The sequence below is a fragment of the Arsenicibacter sp. R0_47 genome, from assembly GCF_057652235.1.
Map to the genome: position 1 here is coordinate 210,233 of NZ_JBYFCJ010000002.1, position 19,913 is coordinate 230,145.

Annotated in this window: 18 protein-coding genes; 13 read left to right on the top strand and 5 right to left on the bottom strand. The window is 52.9% G+C overall.

Annotated features, from left to right (window positions below; genetic code table 11):
* Positions 1-35 precede the first annotated feature (35 nt).
* From AC23NW_RS04265 to AC23NW_RS04320, 12 genes are all read left to right on the top strand, one after another.
* On the top strand, positions 36-2,204 hold the full coding sequence (locus AC23NW_RS04265) for a sialate O-acetylesterase (protein ID WP_487447942.1): 2,169 nt from the start codon (positions 36-38) through the stop codon (positions 2,202-2,204).
* Between the two features lie 246 nt (positions 2,205-2,450).
* On the top strand, positions 2,451-2,822 hold the full coding sequence (locus AC23NW_RS04270; RefSeq protein WP_071505430.1) for an NADH-quinone oxidoreductase subunit A: 372 nt from the start codon (positions 2,451-2,453) through the stop codon (positions 2,820-2,822).
* Positions 2,823-2,898: 76 nt separating this feature from the next.
* Positions 2,899-3,444 (top strand): NADH-quinone oxidoreductase subunit B, encoded by a 546-nt coding sequence (locus tag AC23NW_RS04275; protein WP_293837366.1) that lies wholly within the window; start codon positions 2,899-2,901, stop codon positions 3,442-3,444.
* Between the two features lie 62 nt (positions 3,445-3,506).
* Entirely contained in the window at positions 3,507-4,007 is a 501-nt protein-coding gene (locus AC23NW_RS04280) for an NADH-quinone oxidoreductase subunit C (RefSeq protein ID WP_487447945.1), read from the top strand.
* Positions 4,008-4,099: 92 nt separating this feature from the next.
* Positions 4,100-5,341: an NADH-quinone oxidoreductase subunit D gene (locus AC23NW_RS04285; RefSeq protein WP_293837368.1), complete on the top strand. Its 1,242-nt coding sequence runs from the start codon at positions 4,100-4,102 to the stop codon at positions 5,339-5,341.
* A 79-nt stretch (positions 5,342-5,420) separates the two neighbouring features.
* Positions 5,421-5,921 (top strand): NADH-quinone oxidoreductase subunit NuoE family protein, encoded by a 501-nt coding sequence (locus AC23NW_RS04290; protein ID WP_487447946.1) that lies wholly within the window; start codon positions 5,421-5,423, stop codon positions 5,919-5,921.
* A 10-nt stretch (positions 5,922-5,931) separates the two neighbouring features.
* The gene (gene nuoF, locus AC23NW_RS04295) at positions 5,932-7,272 is read left to right on the top strand and encodes an NADH-quinone oxidoreductase subunit NuoF (protein WP_487447948.1); all 1,341 of its coding nucleotides are present in this window, start codon (positions 5,932-5,934) and stop codon (positions 7,270-7,272) included.
* Positions 7,273-7,367: 95 nt separating this feature from the next.
* Positions 7,368-8,429, top strand: a complete 1,062-nt coding sequence (locus AC23NW_RS04300; RefSeq protein WP_293837371.1) for an NADH-quinone oxidoreductase subunit G — start codon at positions 7,368-7,370, stop codon at positions 8,427-8,429.
* A gap of 27 nt (positions 8,430-8,456) precedes the next feature.
* Complete coding sequence (gene nuoH, locus AC23NW_RS04305; protein WP_293837372.1) at positions 8,457-9,620, top strand: NADH-quinone oxidoreductase subunit NuoH; 1,164 nt, start codon at positions 8,457-8,459, stop codon at positions 9,618-9,620.
* 53 nt (positions 9,621-9,673) lie between these two features.
* Positions 9,674-10,237 (top strand): NuoI/complex I 23 kDa subunit family protein, encoded by a 564-nt coding sequence (locus AC23NW_RS04310; RefSeq protein WP_487447950.1) that lies wholly within the window; start codon positions 9,674-9,676, stop codon positions 10,235-10,237.
* Between the two features lie 74 nt (positions 10,238-10,311).
* Positions 10,312-10,830 (top strand): NADH-quinone oxidoreductase subunit J family protein, encoded by a 519-nt coding sequence (locus tag AC23NW_RS04315; RefSeq protein WP_293837374.1) that lies wholly within the window; start codon positions 10,312-10,314, stop codon positions 10,828-10,830.
* A gap of 157 nt (positions 10,831-10,987) precedes the next feature.
* A complete protein-coding gene (locus AC23NW_RS04320; protein ID WP_487447953.1) occupies positions 10,988-11,734 on the top strand; it encodes a hypothetical protein in 747 nt (248 codons plus the stop codon).
* Positions 11,735-11,737: 3 nt separating this feature from the next.
* Here AC23NW_RS04320 and AC23NW_RS04325 read toward each other — a convergent pair whose 3' ends face one another.
* From AC23NW_RS04325 to AC23NW_RS04340, 4 genes are all read right to left on the bottom strand, one after another.
* On the bottom strand, positions 11,738-12,655 hold the full coding sequence (locus AC23NW_RS04325; protein WP_487447955.1) for a serine hydrolase: 918 nt from the start codon (positions 12,653-12,655) through the stop codon (positions 11,738-11,740).
* Between the two features lie 90 nt (positions 12,656-12,745).
* On the bottom strand, positions 12,746-13,171 hold the full coding sequence (locus AC23NW_RS04330) for a GNAT family N-acetyltransferase (protein ID WP_487447957.1): 426 nt from the start codon (positions 13,169-13,171) through the stop codon (positions 12,746-12,748).
* An 18-nt stretch (positions 13,172-13,189) separates the two neighbouring features.
* On the bottom strand, positions 13,190-14,212 hold the full coding sequence (locus AC23NW_RS04335; protein WP_487447958.1) for a hypothetical protein: 1,023 nt from the start codon (positions 14,210-14,212) through the stop codon (positions 13,190-13,192).
* A gap of 90 nt (positions 14,213-14,302) precedes the next feature.
* Positions 14,303-14,953, bottom strand: coding sequence for an oxidoreductase (locus AC23NW_RS04340; RefSeq protein ID WP_487447960.1), 651 nt, complete (start codon positions 14,951-14,953; stop codon positions 14,303-14,305).
* Between the two features lie 71 nt (positions 14,954-15,024).
* On the opposite strand from AC23NW_RS04340, the gene AC23NW_RS04345 reads away from it, so the two are divergent.
* Entirely contained in the window at positions 15,025-17,571 is a 2,547-nt protein-coding gene (locus AC23NW_RS04345; RefSeq protein WP_487447961.1) for a TonB-dependent receptor plug domain-containing protein, read from the top strand.
* 41 nt (positions 17,572-17,612) lie between these two features.
* Here AC23NW_RS04345 and AC23NW_RS04350 read toward each other — a convergent pair whose 3' ends face one another.
* Positions 17,613-19,871 carry a carbohydrate binding family 9 domain-containing protein gene (locus AC23NW_RS04350; RefSeq protein ID WP_487447963.1) on the bottom strand — a complete coding sequence of 753 codons (2,259 nt, stop codon included), beginning with the start codon at positions 19,869-19,871 and terminating at the stop codon, positions 17,613-17,615.
* Positions 19,872-19,913: the final 42 nt, after the last annotated feature.

The window sequence follows — 19,913 nt, forward strand, 5'->3', positions numbered from 1 at the left end:
AGAAAAGGCGAATCAGTATTGTCATCGTAACAAGCATGAAAAACACTACTACCCAGAAGATTACATGTATTCTCGGGCTTCTTTGTGCATGTCTGATTCCGGCATTAGCACAGACAACTAACCCGGTTGTTAAGATTACGTATCCTGAAACACGGGCGGTTTATCAGCGGAATAATGATCAGACCAGTACAATTTATGTTTCGGGAAGTTACTACCAACCCATAGACAGTGTACAGGCAAGACTCGTCACCGAAGTTTCCGGTCAGGGCATTGACACCGATTGGCAGACCATTCAGCGGCTGCCGTCGGGTGGTGTCTTTCAGGGGCCTGTACGGGGCCGTACGGGCTGGTACAGACTACAGCTCCGGGTGATGTCGGGCGGAACCATTATCGGGCAGGACGAAGTACGTAAGGTGGGCATCGGTGAGGTATTTATCATTACCGGCCAGTCTAATGCACAGGGCTTTCAGGACCTCGGTGCCGTTGGTGCTGCCGACGACCGCGTAAACTGTGTGGCGTATGACAATACAGTGGCTAATTCGCTGGCCAATCCGCCGGCTCCGTCATTTCAGCAACTGACCAGTACAGCCATTATCGGGCCGCGCGGGCAAAGTGCCTGGTGCTGGGGAGCGCTCGGTGATCTGATTGCCAGACAGTATAACTGCCCGGTTCTGTTTATCAACACGGCCTGGTTTGGTACAACGAGCCGCAACTGGCGGGAAAGCGCCGATGGTAAATCAACGGTTTACTGGTTCAATAACTCGGTAGCACTGCCGACGGGGATGCCATACGCTAACCTGATTATTGCCCTCCGTTACTATAACTCGCTGCTTGGCCTGCGAGCTATTTTATGGCAACAAGGGGAAAATGATAATTTTCCGCTGAACATTACCCGTGAAGAATACCGCGATAATATGCAGTATATCATCAATAAGACCCGGGAAGATGTTGGCGCCGGTTTTATCAGCGACCGGTATCCGGCCTGGGTGCTTGCGCGTTCATCCTATAATACAGGCCGGATTAGTCTGAATGTAATCAACGCCCAGAACGACGTTATCAACACCTATAACAACAATGTCCAGCCCGGACCACTTACGGATAATATTCAGATCCCGCGGCCGGGCGAAGACGTACACTTTGGCGGTGATGGTCTGCGGCAGCTGGCACAGGCCTGGTACCAGAGCATGAGCCCGACGTTTTTTGTAAGTGCCCTGCCGGTTCTGCCACTGCCCCAGCCAACGGTTGCGGTAGGATGCGGGCCCAACAACAGCAGTGTTACACTGACGCTGCCGGACGGCTATTCGTCGTATGTCTGGAATAACAGTATTGCCGGTAAAAGTCTGACGGTAAACCTGCCGGGTTCATACAGGGCTACCATGAAAGACCGCTTCGGGAATACGTTCCTGTCACCGCTGGTGGAAGTAAAAGCGCCGATTCTGCCGGCTGCTCCGGCCATTTCGCTGGCCCGGTCGGCCTCAATCGCTGCGGCAACTGATCAGCAGATTTGTGCCGACTCGGTGTTGCAGCTGACCGGTATTACCGATGTGGCCAACCGGCTGCAATGGAATGGTGGTACGGTGACCAAAGTGTTGAATGTGGCCAGTCCGGGTAGCTATACCTTACAGGCGCTGAGTCCGTACGGTTGCCGGTCAGCAGGCTCTGCACCGGTGAATCTGGTGGTACGTCCGCGGTTGCCGCAGCCAACAATCCGTCAGGTCGGTCCGTATTCACTGGAGGCAACGGTGCCGTTCAGCGTTACGGGCACAACGCTGGCCTATGACTGGCGGCAGAACAATGCATTATTTGTTGCCAATCAGAACGGCGCTGTAGCCAAGGTGGCTATCAGCGGAGTATATACGGCCCGCTCGAAAGGAATTTTTACGCTGGCCAACGGTAACAACCTGACCTGCGTGTCGAACTATTCGAATTCGGTTGATTACGTGATTGATCCGAATAACCGCGGTCTGGTGGTGTATCCGAATCCGGCTACATCGCATCAGGTTTCGGTCGAAACACTGGAGGATCTGAAAAATGCTGACCTTCAGATTTATACGCTGGATGGCAAACTGGTCTATTCCGAGCACTTCGATCTGTTCAACGTCCGGCGTACGGTGAATATGCAGGGACTGGCCGGGGGGCAGTACGTGGTACGGGTCCGGGCGGCCGGCTTCAATGTGGCCAAACGCTTTATTCTGACAAATTAACGGAACGAAACGACATACTGTAGCGGGCTTTGCCGGTTACTACAGGCGGCGCCCGCAACAAAAAATGCCCTTCGCAGAGAAGGGCATTTTTTGTTAAACACCATGGATCAACTTCGTGTTTAAGATTGATTAAACCTTAAAAAAAGGGTATATTTGATAGTAATTTTGCCATGCTAAACCACAGGCAGAACATCTGTCCGTGTTTAAATTATCACTAACTTGCGACGTCTTTCGCAATAAGTTATTATGAACGCATCTTACTTGCCGTCGGATTATCTCCCGGTACTGATTCAGCTGGGGCTGGCACTGGGTTTTATCATCACGACGATGATCGTAACGCACTCGATTGGCCCTAAGCGTAAAAGCCAGAAAAAAGACGATCCGTTTGAGTGCGGTATTCCTGTAGAAGGGGATGCCCGGACGCCTATTTCCATCAAATACTTCCTGATCGCTATTCTTTTTGTCTTGTTCGACGTTGAGGTTATCTTCCTGTATCCATGGGCAGTGAACTTCAAAGGTCTGGGCGTCACAGGCTTTATCGAAATGGTATTGTTCATGGGGCTGCTGTTAGCGGGCTTCTACTATATCATCCGCAAAGGCGTGCTGAAGTGGGAATAACGATTGATCTGTAATCTGCCGGGTACCAGGTGTACCGGCTGCTTACATTACTCATTATCCAGTTTACATTAGCAACATGGCATCAGACATAAAATTAGCTGAAGGCCCCCCAAGCTATGACGGCCCGGGGTTTCAGGCAACTTCATTTGACAAAATCATTGGTTTGGCCCGGGCGAATTCGCTTTGGCCTTTGCCTTTTGCAACTTCCTGCTGCGGAATCGAGTTCATGGCAACCATGGCGGCCCGTTACGACATTGCCCGTTTTGGCTCTGAACGGATCAGCTTTTCGCCGCGTCAGGCCGATATGCTGCTGGTAGCCGGTACGATTGCCAAGAAAATGGCGCCGGTTGTAAAGCAGGTGTATCTGCAGATGGCCGAACCCCGCTGGGTGATTGCCATCGGAGCCTGCGCATCGAGCGGCGGAATTTTCGATACCTACAGTGTCTTACAGGGTATCGACCGCGTGATCCCGGTTGATGTGTATGTGCCGGGTTGCCCGCCGCGTCCGGAGCAGATTCTTGAAGCCGTTATGCAGGTGCAGGAACTGGCCCATAACGAGTCGCTTCGCCGGCGAAATTCGGACGAATACCAGAAACTGCTGGCCTCGTACAGTATTCAATAGCAAAAGCGCGAAAGCACCGCCATGCGGGCGCTTCCGCGCTTTTACTCATTCACTAACTGACAATGCTTACCAACGAAGAAGTAGCACAAGATATAATCCGGAAGTATGAAAACGCCGTCGGGGAATTCGACGATCCGTTTGGCCTGCTGACGTTCACAACGAACCGGGAAACCATTATTCCGGTGCTTGAATACCTGAAGGACCATCCGGCATACCAGATCAGCTTTCTGACAGATATTACGGCCATTCATTATCCGGACAGCCCCGATCGTGAATACTGTGTCGTGTATCACGCGCACAGCCTGGTGCAAAACTTCCGGGTGCGGATTAAAGTATACCTGACAGCGGCCGATCTGCATATCCCGACCGCAACGCCACTGTACGCAAGTGCCAACTGGATGGAGCGTGAAACCTTTGACCTGTTCGGTGTCATCTTTGACGGCCATCCGGATCTTCGCCGGATTCTGAACATGGAAGAAATGGATTATCATCCGATGCGGAAAGAATATCCATTGGAAGACAGCACCCGCCAGGACAAAATTGATGCGTTGTTTGGACGATAATAATTGAGTGATTGAGCGAGTGAGTGATTGAGCGAAACCTGTCGGCTCCGGATCACTCAATCACTCAATCACAATTCGCTCAAGAGAAGCAGATGACTACTGAAGAACTCGATTTAGCAAATAAAGCGGGCGTTCCGGCCCGGACCGACGAAGGACCGGTACAATATGTCAACGAACTGACAACGCTGAACCTCGGTCCAACCCACCCGGCAACCCACGGTATTTTCCAGAACATCCTCCAGATGGATGGCGAAAAAATCGTGTCGGGCGAGCAAACCATCGGATACATTCACCGTGCGTTCGAAAAAATCGCCGAACGCCGGCCATTCTACCAGATTACCACCCTGACTGACCGGATGAACTATTGTTCGTCGCCGATCAACAACATGGGCTGGCACATGACGGTAGAGAAACTGCTCGGCATTGAGGTGCCGAAGCGGGCGCAGTATATCCGGGTGATCATGATGGAACTGGCCCGGATTGCCGATCACCTCGTTTGTAACGGGATCCTTGGTGTAGATACCGGTGCCCTGACCGGTTTCGTGTACCTGTTCGAAGAACGGGAGAAAATCTACGAAATCTACGAAGAGATGTGCGGTGCCCGTCTGACAACCAACATGGGCCGGATCGGTGGCATGGAGCGTGATCTGTCGGCCGAAGCCATCCGGAAAATCAGAAAGTTCCTTGCCGAATTCCCGAAAGTACTCCGTGAGTTTGAAAGTCTGCTGAACCGGAACCGGATCTTCATGGACCGGATTGTCGGTGTCGGCGGTATTTCGGCAGAACGTGCGCTGAGCTACGGCTTTACCGGTCCCAACCTGCGTGCCGCCGGTGTTGACTACGATGTGCGGGTTATGAACCCATACTCGTCGTACGAAGACTTTGAATTCGATATCCCGGTAGGGCAGAGCGGTGATACCTTCGACCGGTACATGGTCCGGAATGAAGAAATCTGGCAAAGCCTCCGCATCATTGAGCAGGCGATGAATAACCTGCCGGAAGGCTCTTATTTTGCTGATGCTCCGCAATACTACCTGCCGCCAAAGCAGGAAGTATACAAAAATATGGAAGCGCTGATCTACCACTTCAAGATTGTGATGGGTGAGATTGATGCGCCGGTTGGCGAGGTGTACCATGCCGTAGAAGGTGGCAACGGTGAATTAGGCTTCTACCTGGTCAGTGACGGAGGCCGTGCGCCATACCGTCTGCACTTCCGCCGTCCATGCTTCATTTACTATCAGGCCTACCCTGAGATGTGTAAGGGAGCCACCCTGTCGGACGCCATCGTGATCATGAGTAGTATGAACGTTATTGCCGGCGAGTTGGATGCATAAATCATTGAGTGATTGAGTGATTGAGTGACCGCCGCGCTGTGGCCGCTCAATCACTCAATCGCGCAATCACTCACTAACTATGACAACTGAAACAAACGCAAAGATAGAATTCACTCCTGAACGGCAGGTTTTGGCGAAAGAGATCATTGCCCGCTATCCGGAAGGAAAACAAAAATCGGCTTTGCTGCCGCTGCTGCACCTGGCACAGGAGCAATGGGGGTGGACAAGTCCGGAGGTAATGGACTATGTGGCCGGCTTGCTGGACATTGAGCCGATTGAGGTATACGAAGTAGCTACGTTTTATACGATGTTCCACCTCGATCCGGTGGGTAAGCATGTCATCGAATATTGCCGTACAGGCCCTTGCTGCCTGATGGGCGGTGAAGATGTCTATGCGCATCTGAAACAAAAACTAGGAATAGAAGCCGGTCAGACAACATCCGACGGGAAGTTTACCCTGAAAGAAGTTGAATGCCTGGCAGCCTGCGGTATGGGCCCTGTGTTCCAGATCCGTGAGCAATATTACATGCACCTGACCAATCAGCGGGTCGATGAGATTATTGAAGAACTGTCGAAATAAGCTTTGACCGATGGGAAAGAAAATTCTGCTTGAACATATTGACGTCCCTGGTATCGATACCTACGACGTTTACCGCAAACAAGGAGGCTATACAGCCGTTGAGAAGGCGCTGAAAACAATGACGCCTGACTCAGTGGTCGAAGAAGTTAAAAAAGCAGGTGTCCGCGGACGGGGCGGTGCCGGTTTCCCGATGGGGATGAAATGGAGCTTTCTGGCCAAGCCGGAGGGTGTTCCCCGCTATCTGGTGTGTAACGCCGATGAATCGGAGCCGGGCACGTTCAAAGACCATTACCTGATGAAGCATATCCCTCACTTACTGATTGAGGGAATGATTATTTCCAGCTTTGCACTGGGTGCCAACAAGTCGTTCATCTACGTGCGTGGCGAGCTGATGTATGTGATCCGGATTCTGGAAAAAGCCATTGCTGAAGCAAAAGCCGCCGGATTCCTGGGTAAAAATATCATGGGCAGCGGCTATGACCTTGAACTGGTCGTACAGCCGGGCGGTGGTGCCTACATCTGCGGAGAAGAAACGGCGCTGCTGGAGTCGCTGGAAGGCAAACGGGGTAACCCGCGGAATAAACCGCCGTTCCCTGCCGTTAAAGGCCTTTATCAGAGCCCGACGGTGGTTAACAACGTTGAGTCAATTTCAACAACGCCGTGGATTATCAATAACGGGGGTGATGCGTATGCTGCCATCGGCATTGGCCGGTCAACGGGTACCAAACTGATTTCGGCGTCGGGACACATCAACAAGCCGGGCGTTTACGAAATCGAACTCGGTGTGTCGGTAGAAGACTTTATTTATGCCGATGAGTGGTGCGGCGGTATCCGTCCGGGCCATAAACTGAAGGCCGTTGTGGCCGGTGGTTCATCCGTACCGATTCTGCCTGCCAACCTGATTCTGAACCTTGCCAACGGCGACAAACGACTGATGTCCTACGAATCGCTGTCAGACGGCGGCTTTGCGACGGGTACGATGCTGGGTTCGGGTGGTTTCATCGTGATGGACGAAACGGCCTGTGTGGTCCGGAATACGTGGAATTTCTCCCGCTTCTATCACCACGAATCATGCGGTCAGTGCAGTCCTTGCCGTGAAGGAACCGGCTGGATGGAAAAAGTCCTGCACCGGATCGAGCATGGTCACGGCAGCCTGCACGATATTGACCTGCTGGTTGACGTTGCCAAAAAGATCGAAGGCAATACGATTTGCCCGCTGGGCGATGCGGCAGCATGGCCGGTGGGCAGTGCGATCCGTCACTTCCGCGACGAATTCGAATGGCACATCAATCATCCGGTTGAAGCGACGCAGCCAGGTGCCGTTTACCGGGGCGAAATGGCGCTGGTGTAACCGGTAGAGCGGATCAGCCGATTCGGTTTACAGTTAAGTTGTATCAAGTATAGGTCAGTTGACCAGACGGATCCGACCATCCGTTTTACATAATTATGGAAGATAACAAACCGCAACTAGTCAAAGTCACTGTCGATGGTATCGAGGTAGAGGTGGAGCCGGGAACAACGATCCTGCAGGCTGCCCGTAAAATCGGACCGGAAGTGGCGCCACCGGCAATGTGCTACTACCAGCCGCTTAAAGGCAGTGGTGGTAAGTGCCGTGCCTGTCTGGTGAAAGTCGCAGCCGGTTCTGCCAAAGACCCACGTCCGATGCCGAAACTGGTAGCGTCTTGTATCACACCGGTACAGGATGGCATGGTGGTTGAAAATACAACAAGTCCGCAGGTACTCGAAGCGCGTAAAGGCGTTGTGGAGTTCCTGTTAATTAACCACCCGCTCGATTGCCCGGTATGCGATCAGGCCGGCGAGTGTGACCTCCAGAACTTTGCGTTTGAACACGGAGCCGCCAAAACGCGCTACGAAGAAGAACGCCGTACGTTCGACAAGCATGACCTGGGTCCGTATATCCAGCTGCACATGACGCGTTGTATCCTGTGTTACCGCTGCGTATTTACGGCCGATCAGATTACCAACAAGCGGGTACACGGGGTAATGAACCGGGGCGATCATGCCGAAATCAGCACGTATATCGAGAAGGCAATCGACAACGATTTCTCGGGTAACGTGATTGATGTATGCCCGGTAGGTGCCCTGACCGATAAAACCTATCGGTTCAAAAACCGGGTATGGTTCTCGCGTCCGGTAGATGCGCACCGTGATTGCCCGACCTGTTCCGGAAAGGTAACGCTGTGGTATCGGGGCGAAGAGGTGATCCGCGTAACGGCCCGTAAAAACGAGTGGAACGAGGTAAACGAGTTTATCTGCAACACGTGCCGCTTCGAAACCAAGAAAACCAGCGACTGGGTAATTGAGGGGCCAACCAAAATTGCCCGCAGCTCAGTCATAACGGCTAACAAGTACCGTGCTGACACAATCAAGCCGGATTTTGTTTCGCGGCTGGCGGCGGCTAATTATAAGCCAATCGATGATACCCGCGATACGTCGCAACTGTCGATTCAGCAATTACCACCTGAGCGGTTTGCGAGCTCAAACTAACCTGTTGCCGGTTTTTAACTTACAGACATGGACTTAACCATATTTATAGTAAAAAGCATCATTATCCTGGCTGTCTTCGGGATATCCCTGTTGATTGCGACGTATTCAACCTACGTTGAGCGGAAGGTGGCAGCCTTTATGCAGGACCGGATCGGCCCTGACCGGGCAGGGCCGTGGGGATTACTCCAGCCAATTGCGGATGCCGGTAAAATGTTTTTTAAGGAAGACTTTATTCCTGCCCAGGCCAGTAAGTGGCTGTTTATCCTCGGGCCTGCCCTGGCGATGTTAACGGCCCTGATGTCGAGTGCGGTAATTCCGTTCGGCGATACCATCCGGTTCGACAACTACGAGATTCCGGTGCAGGGTATCGAGATCAACATCGGTGTACTGTACATTTTCGGTGTTGTGTCGCTGGGGGTATACGGCGTTATGGTCGGTGGCTGGGCGTCGAATAATAAATTCTCGCTGCTGGGTGCCATCCGCGCTGCGTCGCAGAACATCAGCTATGAAGTAGCGCTGGGCCTGTCGATTATCGCGATTCTGATGATGTCAGGCTCGCTGTCAGTCCGCGCAATTGTTGAGCAGCAGGCGGAAGCCGGCTTCCTTGGCTGGAACGTATTTACGCAGCCGCTGGGCTTTATCATTTTCCTGACCTGCTCGTTTGCCGAGTGTAACCGGACGCCGTTCGACTTACCGGAGTGCGAAACCGAACTCGTTGGCGGGTATCACACAGAGTACAGCTCCATGAAATTGGGCTTTTACCTGTTTGCCGAGTACATCAACATGTTCGTATCGTCGGCATTTATTTCGTCGCTGTACTTCGGTGGTTACCACTATCCGTTTATGGAGCAGATCAGCAATGCCCTGACCAATTCACTGGGTTCTGTAACCGGGCATAACGTAGCGACAGCGATCGGTACGGTTGTGTTCTTCGGCAAGATCTTCTTCTTCATCTTCTTCTTCATGTGGGTACGCTGGACCGTTCCGCGTTTCCGCTATGATCAGCTGATGAACCTGGGCTGGAAAATCCTGATTCCGTTGTCAGTACTGAACATCATTGTTTCGGCAAGCGGTTTGCTGTTCAACGGCATGAAGTACGCCTCATGGCTGATCGTTATTGTCGCAACGGTGCTGGCGGTTATGTCGAACTCACGCGCCCCGAAAGGACAGGTTTCTCCGCAACGATCTTAAACGAGCCGGCCGGACAGCCACAGGGAGGTCCGGCCATAATCTCTTATTAAAGTATGCAACTGACGAATCGTTCAAAGCAGGTTAGCAATAAAGAAATGACGCTGGCAGAGAAAATGTATCTGCCTGCGATTACGAAGGGTCTTGGCATTACGTTAAAGCACTTTTTCCTGAAGAAAGCGACGAAGCCGTATCCGGATGTAAAAACGTATCTGGGGCCGGTTTTCCGCGGACATCACGTTCTGAAGCGTGATGAGCAGGGGCGTGAGCGTTGTACGGCCTGTGGTCTTTGTGCCGTGGCTTGTCCGGCCGAAGCGATTTCGATGGTCGCAGCCGAGCGTACAAAAGGTCAGGAAACACTTTACCGCGAAGAAAAATACGCCGCTGTGTATGAGATTAACATGCTGCGCTGCATTTTCTGCGGACTGTGTGAAGAAGCTTGTCCGAAGCAGGCAATCTATCTCCGCCACGACCGGTTTGTACCGGTATTCTCGGATCGTGATGAGGTAATTTACGGAAAAGATAAGCTGGTCGAGAAGTCAGATGACCGGTACGTTCGTACCAACCCGAACGTTCAGGCAACCCCGACTGAGCCAAGCCTTTCCCGTTCTGTTAGTTAAAAACAGGCACGTACAGCTAAGGACGGGGCCACCTGTCTTTTGCTGCATCGGGCTGAATAGATACGCTTTAAGAAATGAAACCTATCGAAATAGTTTTTTACGTACTCACCGGAATTACCCTGTTAAGTGCCATCACGGTTGTAACGGCGCGTAACCCGATCCACAGTGTATTGGCGCTGATCGCGACATTCTTCTGTCTGTCGGGGCATTATATTCTGATGAATGCGCAGTTTCTGGCTGCCGTGAACATCATCGTGTATGCCGGTGCGATCATGGTACTGTTCCTGTTTACGATCATGTTCCTGAACCTGCGCAGGGAAGATGAGGAGTCCAAAACAAACCTGACGAAAATGGCCGCCGTTGTGGTTGGCGGTATTCTGATGGTTACGATGTTACTGGTATTCCGGGCCGTACAGCTGCCTTCGGTTAGTGAAGGTAACTTCGACGCGCGGACCGGTCTGGTCGAACAGCTTGGTATTCTGCTCTACAGCGATTACCTGCTGCCGTTTGAGCTGGCGTCAATCCTGCTGCTGGTCGCCATGGTGGGCGCCGTAATGCTCGGGAAACGCGAAGCCGGCGACCGTCACTTCTGATAAAATTTCTGTTTGCAAAGCCTGGCATACGCTGAAGGGCTCTTGGCAAAATGTTTATTGAATACACTGCTGAACCGCCCGCAAGGCGGTTCACTTCGTTTAGGGGTTAACCAATTGAGTGCGAAATGAGTTGAGTTAACAGTTGCCGGTTACTGTTATGCTCAACGTCGTTAAATATCTCCTGATCACTACCTTTTGCTGCGTCTCCCGATTGATTTTTGCTCAATCGACGGAACGTATTGAATTGCCGGTTGCCCCCGAAGACACCATGAAAACGGGGCAGAACCTGCACCCGACCGAACCAAAACTCATTGCGGAAACAGATCAGCGGTTCTTTGTTTTTAAAAGCAATCTATTTCCCGGACCTGAGCGCCTTGTGACACGGGTGTATGGGGTAAGGGCCGGGGTTTTCTTCCCCTTTAACGTTAAAGTCGGTGCAGGGGCCTATCTTTCATGGCAGCGGCTGTCAAGCTTCTGGGATGGCTATATACTACAGCGGCGACAGTTGGAATATCTGACGCTGTTTGTCGAACCGTATTATTTCCGGCGCCGGTACTGGGAGCTTAGCACACCGCTTGAAGTAGGTATCGGCCGGACGCGGTATGAGCTGATCAAGGTTGGGGACTCGCAGCCTGAAGTAAAACGGAGCATGGCTTACCCGCTGGGGCTTGGGGTAACGGTGGCGTTAAAATCGCAGGCTTTTCACCATTTCCGGCCCTTCCGGTGGTTGGGGTTCAGTGCTGAAGCAGGCTACCGGCTGACACTACAGCCGGATATTCCGAAAGCGCCGATTTCGTATAACGGATTCTACTACTCCCTGGGCCCGACCTTACTTGTCAGCCGGATGTATGCCGATTACAAGGCATGGCGGGCCCGGAAGCAGCACCCGAAAAAGAAGAAATAACGCTTACCACCATTTCTGATAGCCGTCTACCGGCTTCCAGTCCGATTTGGGTTCGTAATACTGCCAGAGCAGAGCACCGACTTTCCGGAGTAAAGTGGCGCCTTCATTGGTCCGTTCCCAGCTTTCGTCCTGCTGATTTTTGGTCATAATGCAATACACGTATTCGCCGTGAGGGGCATGCACCAGCACCACCTCTGACCGTGACCGGTTGACGGCCCCGTTCTTTGTCGCAACCTTAACGCCCGGAGGCAGCTGCGACAGCCCGTCACCATCCCAGAACTGCCGGCCCAGGTTGCGGTACATCCGGTCGCTGGCATCGGGGCTGATGGCTTTGCCCTGCCGGATATACAGCAGCAGTTCCGCCAGTTCATGGGGTGTGGTTTGTCCCCAGCCATATTTCGGGCGGAAGGCCTCGCGGCCCGGCGTGCGGGAGTTGACGCGGGTTTTGCTGAAACCGTTGGTGTCCAGCCAGCTATTGATGGCCGTTCCGCCGCCGGCCAGTGCCTGGCACCATAAGCTGCCGGTGTTGTCGCTGATGGTTTCCATGAGCATTACGATCTGACTCAGCGGAAATTTAGCCCCGTCTTTCAGTGACCCGACAATGCCGTCATCATAGTGAAGAGAATCTTTGTAAACGATTTCCTGCTGGTAGGTCAATCCGCCCCGGTTTATTTTGTCGAACAGACCGCACATGATCGGAATCTTGATGGTACTGGCTGTCGGGAAAGTTGTATCGGCGTTGATGCTGACGGTTTTGCCGGATTTGATGTGATGGACATAGACCCCGGCATCGCCCCTGAAACCAGCCATTGCCTCCCGCAGCAGGCGTTCGAGTTTCGGGTCATTTTTCTGGGCGAAGGTCTGCGAACCAGCGGTAAAAAGGATACTGAAACAAAGGCAAATACGGAAAAAATGCGTCATAGAAATGATGGTTGTTTGGGAATAATTTTTTGACAGGATTACAGGGTTGGGACAGACATCCTGTAAATCCTTTAATCCTGTCAGCATAAACTAAAATTGCCGGACAAATTTGATATGCGTGGGCGAGAAACCGGCCTGCTCATAGAAACGTTGGGTATCAAGTCGTTTTTTGTTGGTCGTAACTTCCAGATTAACCCAGCCTTCGTCTGCCGCCAGCTGAAGAAGCCGGTCAATCAGTTGCCGGCCAATCCGCTGATTCCGGCAGGCGGGCGATACATACAACTCCTGAATTTCGCCGACCCGCCCTACATGATGCAGCAGGAGCTGGGTATGGCAACTAACGTAACCGATGATTCCCTGATCTGTCTCGGCAACCAGGTAATGGTAGTCCGGATGGTCCAGGTTGGTCTGAAAAACGGCATCGAATCTTTCGCGGTCGAGTGTTTCCTCCTCCAGGTCGCAGAGAAAAGCGTAAATTACCGGACAGTCGCTGAGCGCAGCAGGGCGGATGTGCATAACATAACAGGTTGAGCGTTAATGGAGAGCAACCAGCTCAAGGCTTTTCAGAACAATGTCGCCCATGGTCCGGCAGGACAGAAAACCGTTGTGCCGGTAATGCCGGGCGAGCGCTTGTTTGAGCTGCTCGGTATGAGCCGGTGTTGAAATACTATCGTTCCGCATGGCTTTCATCAGGTCATCAATGCGGACTTTTTCGACCCGGAGCCGGCCTGCAATCAGCGACCGTTCCTCAATTTCGTACTGCCGTACACTTTCAGGGGTCATATACTGCATGCCTAACTCGATAATCGGTTGGTTCTGCTTGTAATACTGCGGCATATACACCGATTTGCGGCCTTCATACGATTGCTGATCGAAGTCGATGGCCCGGATCCGGTAATAGACCTCGTCAAAGTCAGGGGTTATATCGACCACAAAATTGCTCGAATGCATATCGCCCAGCAGCCGCACAAAGCAGCGTTCGTTGAACTTGACGAACTCCTTGCACAACCGGGTCGGGTTCAGGTTCGGGTCGAGCATCTGGTTTTTAAAGAACGCATCGCCCGGAATCCCCGCAATATGCTCTTCGATCAGCGTGTGGTCGTTGGTCAGGTAGCTTATCCGGTTCGGTGACAGAATATGCTCCAGTTCGAGTCCGTAGACGCGGGATGCATCGGCGTTTTTGACATAAAAGTAATCGAACAGGTCATTGACCTTATTCCGCACCCGGACGCGGAACGGCTTGGTATTGCCATAACTGCACAGATCAACCCGGTCGATGGTCAGGTGGCCCATGACCGACATGTCGCCGTCTGCCTTTAGCTGGGCATAGATGGTTTTCAGCGCCATCAGAATATCGTTCACATCGGAGCTGGGGTACAGCATTGTCTCCCAAAGTGTATCATTACCCTTAGTATCATACAGGGTAATGGCATCTTCGTAACGGAGCAGATCGGCATACTGAATCGGGAGCGATTGCTCGCGGCTGTATGTCGTAAGGTACTCCCGGAGCGGTTCGCCGATACGGTACGTCAGCTTTTTTTTGGTGATGATGGGCACGCGGGCTGCTGGTTGATTAAACCTGAATTTCGGCCAATCCAGGCAGATATGCAATATCGGAGGCCGGTTTCCTGCTCATCCTGCGTAAAATCAGTAGCGCTGTAACGCATCCGACTCAAAAATGTGCTTTCCCGTCAGCCCTTTCTGGGCAATACTGAACATCGCATTGGCTACCTGTGTGGCTTCAATACCTTTGTACCTGGCCGGAATCAGTGGAGCCAGCAGCCGCATGACACCGGCACCGATGCGTTCGCCGAGCCGGAACTCGGCACGGTTTCCCAACAGCAGAGAAGGCCGGAAAATCAGCAGGGATGGATAGCCAAGCGCACTCAGATCACGTTCGAGGTCGCCCTTGACGCGGTTGTAGAAAAAAGACGAGCCGCTGTCGGCCCCCATTGAGCTAACCAGCGAAAACTGCCGGGCACCCTGGTCAAGGCCCATGCGGGCGATATCGAGCGGGTACTGGTAATCAACCTTCCGGAAGGCTTCTTTGGAGCCTGCTTTTTTAATGGTTGTACCCAGACAGCAAAAAATGTCGTCGGCCTGCGTAAGCAGACCGTTCGGGTGCTCAAAATCAAACGAAATTTCCTGCAGGCGGGGGTGTTGCCAGCTTAACGGCCGCCGTGTCAGTACTTTTACTTTATCGTATACCGTTGCGTCAATGAGCCGGTGGGTGAGCTGATCGCCCACTAAACCGGTTGCTCCGAGCACTAACGCAACTTTTGATGGAGAACTTGTCATCTCTGGTAAGGTTTTTCGCTAATTTATGGCCTGATTATAATCTATCAATCTTTTCCACAAAAACCTATTGTATGCATAAGGCCCCTCACCGCCTGATTTGGTTCGCCGGTAGTCTTTTAACGGTACTAATAGCCGCGTTTACTGTCGCCGATGATTCGTTTATTGAACATCTTGCCGGACGGCTTGTGGCCTATAACCAGCAATTACCCCGCGAAAAAGTCTATCTGCACACCGACCGCGAAACCTACATGCCCGGCGAAACGATCTGGATGAAAGGGTACCTGTTTACCGGTGCGCTCCATACCGCCGATTCGACCAGCCGGGTGCTGTATGTTGACCTGGTTAACATGACAACCCGTAAACAATGGCTTACCGTAAACCTGAAAGCCGATTATGGCTATGCACCGGGGCATATGATTTTGCCGGATTCTCTGCCTGCCGGTACGTACCAGCTAAGGGCCTATACCGGCTGGATGCGGAATTTCCCCAATGAGGTATACACCAGGCAGCTGACACTTTTCCAGGCAAACGAAGAAATTAAGCAGGCGCCTCAGCCCAACGCTGTTGACATTCAGTTCCTGCCCGAAGGCGGTAACCTGATCGCCGGATTGCCGGGCCGCGTTGGTTTTAAAGCGGTTGATGAAACCGGTAAAGGCGCCGATATTGCCGGATTTATTCTGGATGCAAAGAAAGATACGGTCGTAGGCTTTGAAACAATGCACCTGGGCATGGGCTATTTCAGCCTGACGCCGGAGGCCGGGCAAAGCTACACGGCCTATGTAAAACGCAAAGGTGAAGCATTTAAAGCCTTTCCGTTACCGGCCATTCAGACGGATGGGTACGTGATGATGGTCGATAACCTGAGTCATAAAGATAATATCCGGGTACTGATTGCGCATACCAAACCGGTCTCGGCTCAGATGAATGCGTCACTTATTTTTCAGTCGCGGGGCTTGCTGGTGCAGGCGTCGAAGCTGCCGCTTACTAAACGGTCTTTCTGGGTGCAGATTCCGCGCGAAAAGTTTCCGGAGGGCGTCGGGCAGATTACGCTGTTTGATGAAGCGAATAAGCAGGTGGCGGAACGGCTGTTTTTCATTGACCATAACGAACGGCTGAACGTGACCGTGAAGCCGGATAAGGCCAGTTACAGGCCCCGTGAGGAAGTGAAACTGGATATTACGGTTACCGACAATACCGGCAAACCGGCAAAAGGTAATTTTTCGCTGGCGGTGACCGATACCAAACTGGCACCGGAAGCCGATGCAGCCCCGCAGACAATGGCCTCCTACCTGCTGCTGGAATCCGATATTAAAGGCGAAATTGAACAGCCGGGGTATTATTTTGACCCGAAGAATGACACACGTAATATAAAGCTTGATCTGCTGATGATGATTCAGGGGTGGCGGCGGTTTACCTGGCCGGAGGTGCTGGCCAGTGACTATCCGGCGCTGAACTATGATGTCGAAACAGGGCTTACGTTGTCGGGGCAGGCCGTAAAGCCCGGTCGTCAGGTGGCCAAAACAAGGCGCAAGCCAGGTGAGGGCGAAATTGCGCCGGGTCTGGTGATTCCGGATAAGCAGGCTGCTGCGAAAGCCTCGCCTAATCGGGTAAAACTGACCGTTGTGGCGACCGGAAAAGACAGTGCCCGCAATTTCATGATGGGGGAGACGGATGACGAAGGCCATTTTGCGTTGTTCGGTCTGGAACTGGCCGATACCACCAGCCTGTTTATTCAGGCCACATCGATGAAGGGCAATAACCGGAATTACAACGTGACGCTGGATGCCTTTGAGCCGGCAAAAGTCATGTTTACCAAAGCCCCGTTTAATCCGATTCTGGTTCGTAGAGAGGAGTGGGCGGAGTTCGTTCGCCGGACCAACGACTACCTGGAACTGGAAGAGCAGATCCGGAAAAACAATGAACGGATGCTGAAAGAAGTAACCGTAAAAGCAAAGAAAACCGAGCCGGTTGATACCCGCCGGATGATGTACGGATCGGCCGATGCTACGGTTAAGTTTGATCAGATGAATACGGCCGGGGCCATGACGATCCTGGATGTAATCCGGAGCCGCGTGGCGGGTGTGATGATATCCGGTTCCGGTACGTCTGCGACAGTGCAAATTCGCGGCGCGGCTAATTTTCAGGGTGTTATCGAACCTTTGTTCCTGATTGACGGGATGCCGGTTGACAAGGAGTCGGCACTCACGATCAATGTCCACGATGTAGAAGCGGTTGATGTCCTGAAAGGAGCCTCAACTGCCATGTATGGTTCACGCGGCGGCGGCGGCGTTATTTCGATTCTGCTGAAGCGCGGTGGTAGCGGGACCGTCAATACAAATTATACCCCGATAGGCACGTTGCTGACAAAGATACCGGGATTCCAGCCGAAGCGGGAATTTTACGCACCCCGGTATGATGTCAGCAAGCCGGATCATGTGCGGCCCGACCACCGGGCTACCCTGCACTGGCAGCCCATGATTGCCGTCGGCGAAAGCGGTAAGGCATCCGTTTCGTTCTTTGCATCAGATGGCCTGACCCGGTTACGGATCGTTACCGATGGTGCTACCGTCGATGGTATGCCAGGGAGCAGCCGGGAGTTTGTAGAGGTTAAGCGGTAGTACGATAGTGGTGGCACGCCTGGGCGTGCCACCACGTTACATTAAAAATGCTTAAGATAGCTCAGGTTGGCAAAGACAATCTGCTCCAGCTGGCGGGGGCTGTTGTTGAAGCCACGCCGGTTGAAGACCAGATATAAAAACGAAAGCGGCCGGTATTCCCACGCCAGCCGGATGTTATACGTGTCCCGCAGCCCGCCGTTTGGGTTAGCGGTGCTGTTTTTCTGGTAAAACCCGATCAGCTGAATACGTGGATTCAGCGCCATACGCCCCTCAATCGAGTAAAGGTCAACGGTGGTGGTTGTCTTTGCTTCGCCCACATCCCGGAAGCGGTTCGAGATATAACGGCCGGTCAGGGCAATGTTCGGAATCGGCGAGTACCGGACGGAAAAGTCATAGGTGCCCAGATTCCCGTTGTAGTAGCGGCCGCCTTCATAATTCAGTGACGACGATACTTTGCGCGACGGGTTAGTGGCCGCATATATCTGATAGCGGGTATAGCGGTAGGTGCCCGGCTGAATAAGTACGCCCAGCGGGTCGAAAACCTCCGCCAGATACTGATAGGTCGGGTTAACCAGAATACCGAAATAACCGCCGCGCTGAAAGTTAAACCAGATCGGATTGACGCTGATGACGCTCTCAATCAGTCGGCCGGTTGATGCCTGATGGTAAAACTCCGTCATAATTCCCGGTTCGAAGGCGCGGATTAACTTCTTAAAGGGAATCCACTTACCCCGGTTGTAGAAGAAAACGCCGGGCGTAGTAGCTATCACATCGCTCCGTGACACAAACCCGACCGACGGGTTAAAATCTTTCGTGACGACGGACTGCGTCCACCAGAATTTCCATTGATTTGAGGTGTAATAGTATTGGGCGTAGCCGGCCATGCCACGCTGTTTGCCGTCGGTAGAGGCCGACTGAATAAGCATCGTACTCAGTGAGTGCGATTCATTGAACCGGAAAAAACCATCGATTGCACCCACGACTGACGTTGTCCCCTGCCGGATAGAATCCTTGCCAATTGCCAGATCAGCTTCCTGCCGGATGGTGAACAAACCACCTACCCGGTTCTGGGCACCGAAATTCTGCGAATACCGGCCAACAGCGAAGTTGGTGGCCGGTGAGGTGCCGGTGGCCCGCTGGCGCATCACAATACCGCCTGCGTTTCGTTTCAGCGACCGGTATACCAGCCGCGCTCCGGCGTCAATCGGGATCGGATTGCCGGAATCGTCGAGGCCGATGCGCCGGCTGAAAAACGGCTGAATCCGCATGGAGCCGCCCGACATATCCTCCGTCGGGCCGACACCGGTGGCGAACAGACTCGCATTTTCCAGAAAAAACTGGCGGCGTTCGGGAAAAAAGACCGAGAACCGCGTCACATTATTGACCTGCCGGTCGGCGTCGGCCTGCGCAAAGTCGGTGTTGAAGGTCAGGTCGAGTACGGTGTTCGGATTAATCGCCCATTTGGCTTCACCGCCGAGTTTTACCGAGCTGCCTGATACATCGGGCGAACCTTCCTGGCTTTTATGGTTAAATGACGTCAGAATATAGGGCTGAAACCGGATGTTTGCCGTTGGCGGCGGTGGTTGCAGGCCGGTAATCCGTCCGGCATAATCCATCCGGTAGGCGGAAAACGACCGTGGGTACCGCGACCAGCTGGTCAGTTCGTTGGTCATGCGCCGGTTCCGGAAAAAATTGATGCCCCAGGTCTGGGTCGTATCTGTCGATTTCGGATACCGGAGTGTTTGCCAGGGAATCGCCATTTCGGCCACCCAGCCGGAATCCGTACGGCTCGTCCGGACGCGCCAGAGCCCGTCCCAGTCGGTATCATACAGCAGGTCATCGAATGAGAGCAGGTCGCGTTGGGTACCGTAAGGGTTCGTGGCCATGATCATCGCATTGCGGCGGTCGTTGAAACCGTCAATGGCAATGCCGAAATGGTCGTGGGTACGGATGTTGAAATCCCGTTTGAAATCGGTAATCCGGAGGCTCCTGCGGCCCAGCGAGTCGCGGCAAAAAGCCCCGATGTAGAGGAAATGCCGGTTGAACAATACCCGCACTTCGGTATCGTGGGTGGCGCGGTTTCCCTGAAACGGTTCGACCATGATGAAGTTCTGCACCGGCACAGCCCGCTGCCAGTCGCTTTCGTCCAGCCTGCCGTCGATACGGAGATGATTCGTCGTCGGCCGGGCGGTCAGTGTGCGTTTTACCGAGTCCGGTTTAAAAATAGTGGCATCCTGCGCGAACGCGCTTACACCAGTCAGAAGTGTAAAAAGAAAGGTGGTAAGTAAACGGAAATACATGGTAGGTTAACGAATAACCCGCAAATTTACAGCCAGATACGT

Excerpts from the sequence above, each read along its gene's own strand:
- AC23NW_RS04265 (WP_487447942.1), top strand. The coding sequence starts at position 36 with ATGAAAAACACTACTACCCAGAAGATTACATGTATTCTCGGGCTTCTT.
- AC23NW_RS04270 (WP_071505430.1), top strand. The coding sequence starts at position 2,451 with ATGAACGCATCTTACTTGCCGTCGGATTATCTCCCGGTACTGATTCAG.
- AC23NW_RS04275 (WP_293837366.1), top strand. The coding sequence starts at position 2,899 with ATGGCATCAGACATAAAATTAGCTGAAGGCCCCCCAAGCTATGACGGC.
- AC23NW_RS04280 (WP_487447945.1), top strand. The coding sequence starts at position 3,507 with ATGCTTACCAACGAAGAAGTAGCACAAGATATAATCCGGAAGTATGAA.
- AC23NW_RS04285 (WP_293837368.1), top strand. The coding sequence starts at position 4,100 with ATGACTACTGAAGAACTCGATTTAGCAAATAAAGCGGGCGTTCCGGCC.
- AC23NW_RS04290 (WP_487447946.1), top strand. The coding sequence starts at position 5,421 with ATGACAACTGAAACAAACGCAAAGATAGAATTCACTCCTGAACGGCAG.
- nuoF (WP_487447948.1), top strand. The coding sequence starts at position 5,932 with ATGGGAAAGAAAATTCTGCTTGAACATATTGACGTCCCTGGTATCGAT.
- AC23NW_RS04300 (WP_293837371.1), top strand. The coding sequence starts at position 7,368 with ATGGAAGATAACAAACCGCAACTAGTCAAAGTCACTGTCGATGGTATC.
- nuoH (WP_293837372.1), top strand. The coding sequence starts at position 8,457 with ATGGACTTAACCATATTTATAGTAAAAAGCATCATTATCCTGGCTGTC.
- AC23NW_RS04310 (WP_487447950.1), top strand. The coding sequence starts at position 9,674 with ATGCAACTGACGAATCGTTCAAAGCAGGTTAGCAATAAAGAAATGACG.
- AC23NW_RS04315 (WP_293837374.1), top strand. The coding sequence starts at position 10,312 with ATGAAACCTATCGAAATAGTTTTTTACGTACTCACCGGAATTACCCTG.
- AC23NW_RS04320 (WP_487447953.1), top strand. The coding sequence starts at position 10,988 with ATGCTCAACGTCGTTAAATATCTCCTGATCACTACCTTTTGCTGCGTC.
- AC23NW_RS04325 (WP_487447955.1), bottom strand. The coding sequence starts at position 12,655 with ATGACGCATTTTTTCCGTATTTGCCTTTGTTTCAGTATCCTTTTTACC.
- AC23NW_RS04330 (WP_487447957.1), bottom strand. The coding sequence starts at position 13,171 with ATGCACATCCGCCCTGCTGCGCTCAGCGACTGTCCGGTAATTTACGCT.
- AC23NW_RS04340 (WP_487447960.1), bottom strand. The coding sequence starts at position 14,953 with ATGACAAGTTCTCCATCAAAAGTTGCGTTAGTGCTCGGAGCAACCGGT.
- AC23NW_RS04345 (WP_487447961.1), top strand. The coding sequence starts at position 15,025 with ATGCATAAGGCCCCTCACCGCCTGATTTGGTTCGCCGGTAGTCTTTTA.
- AC23NW_RS04350 (WP_487447963.1), bottom strand. The coding sequence starts at position 19,871 with ATGTATTTCCGTTTACTTACCACCTTTCTTTTTACACTTCTGACTGGT.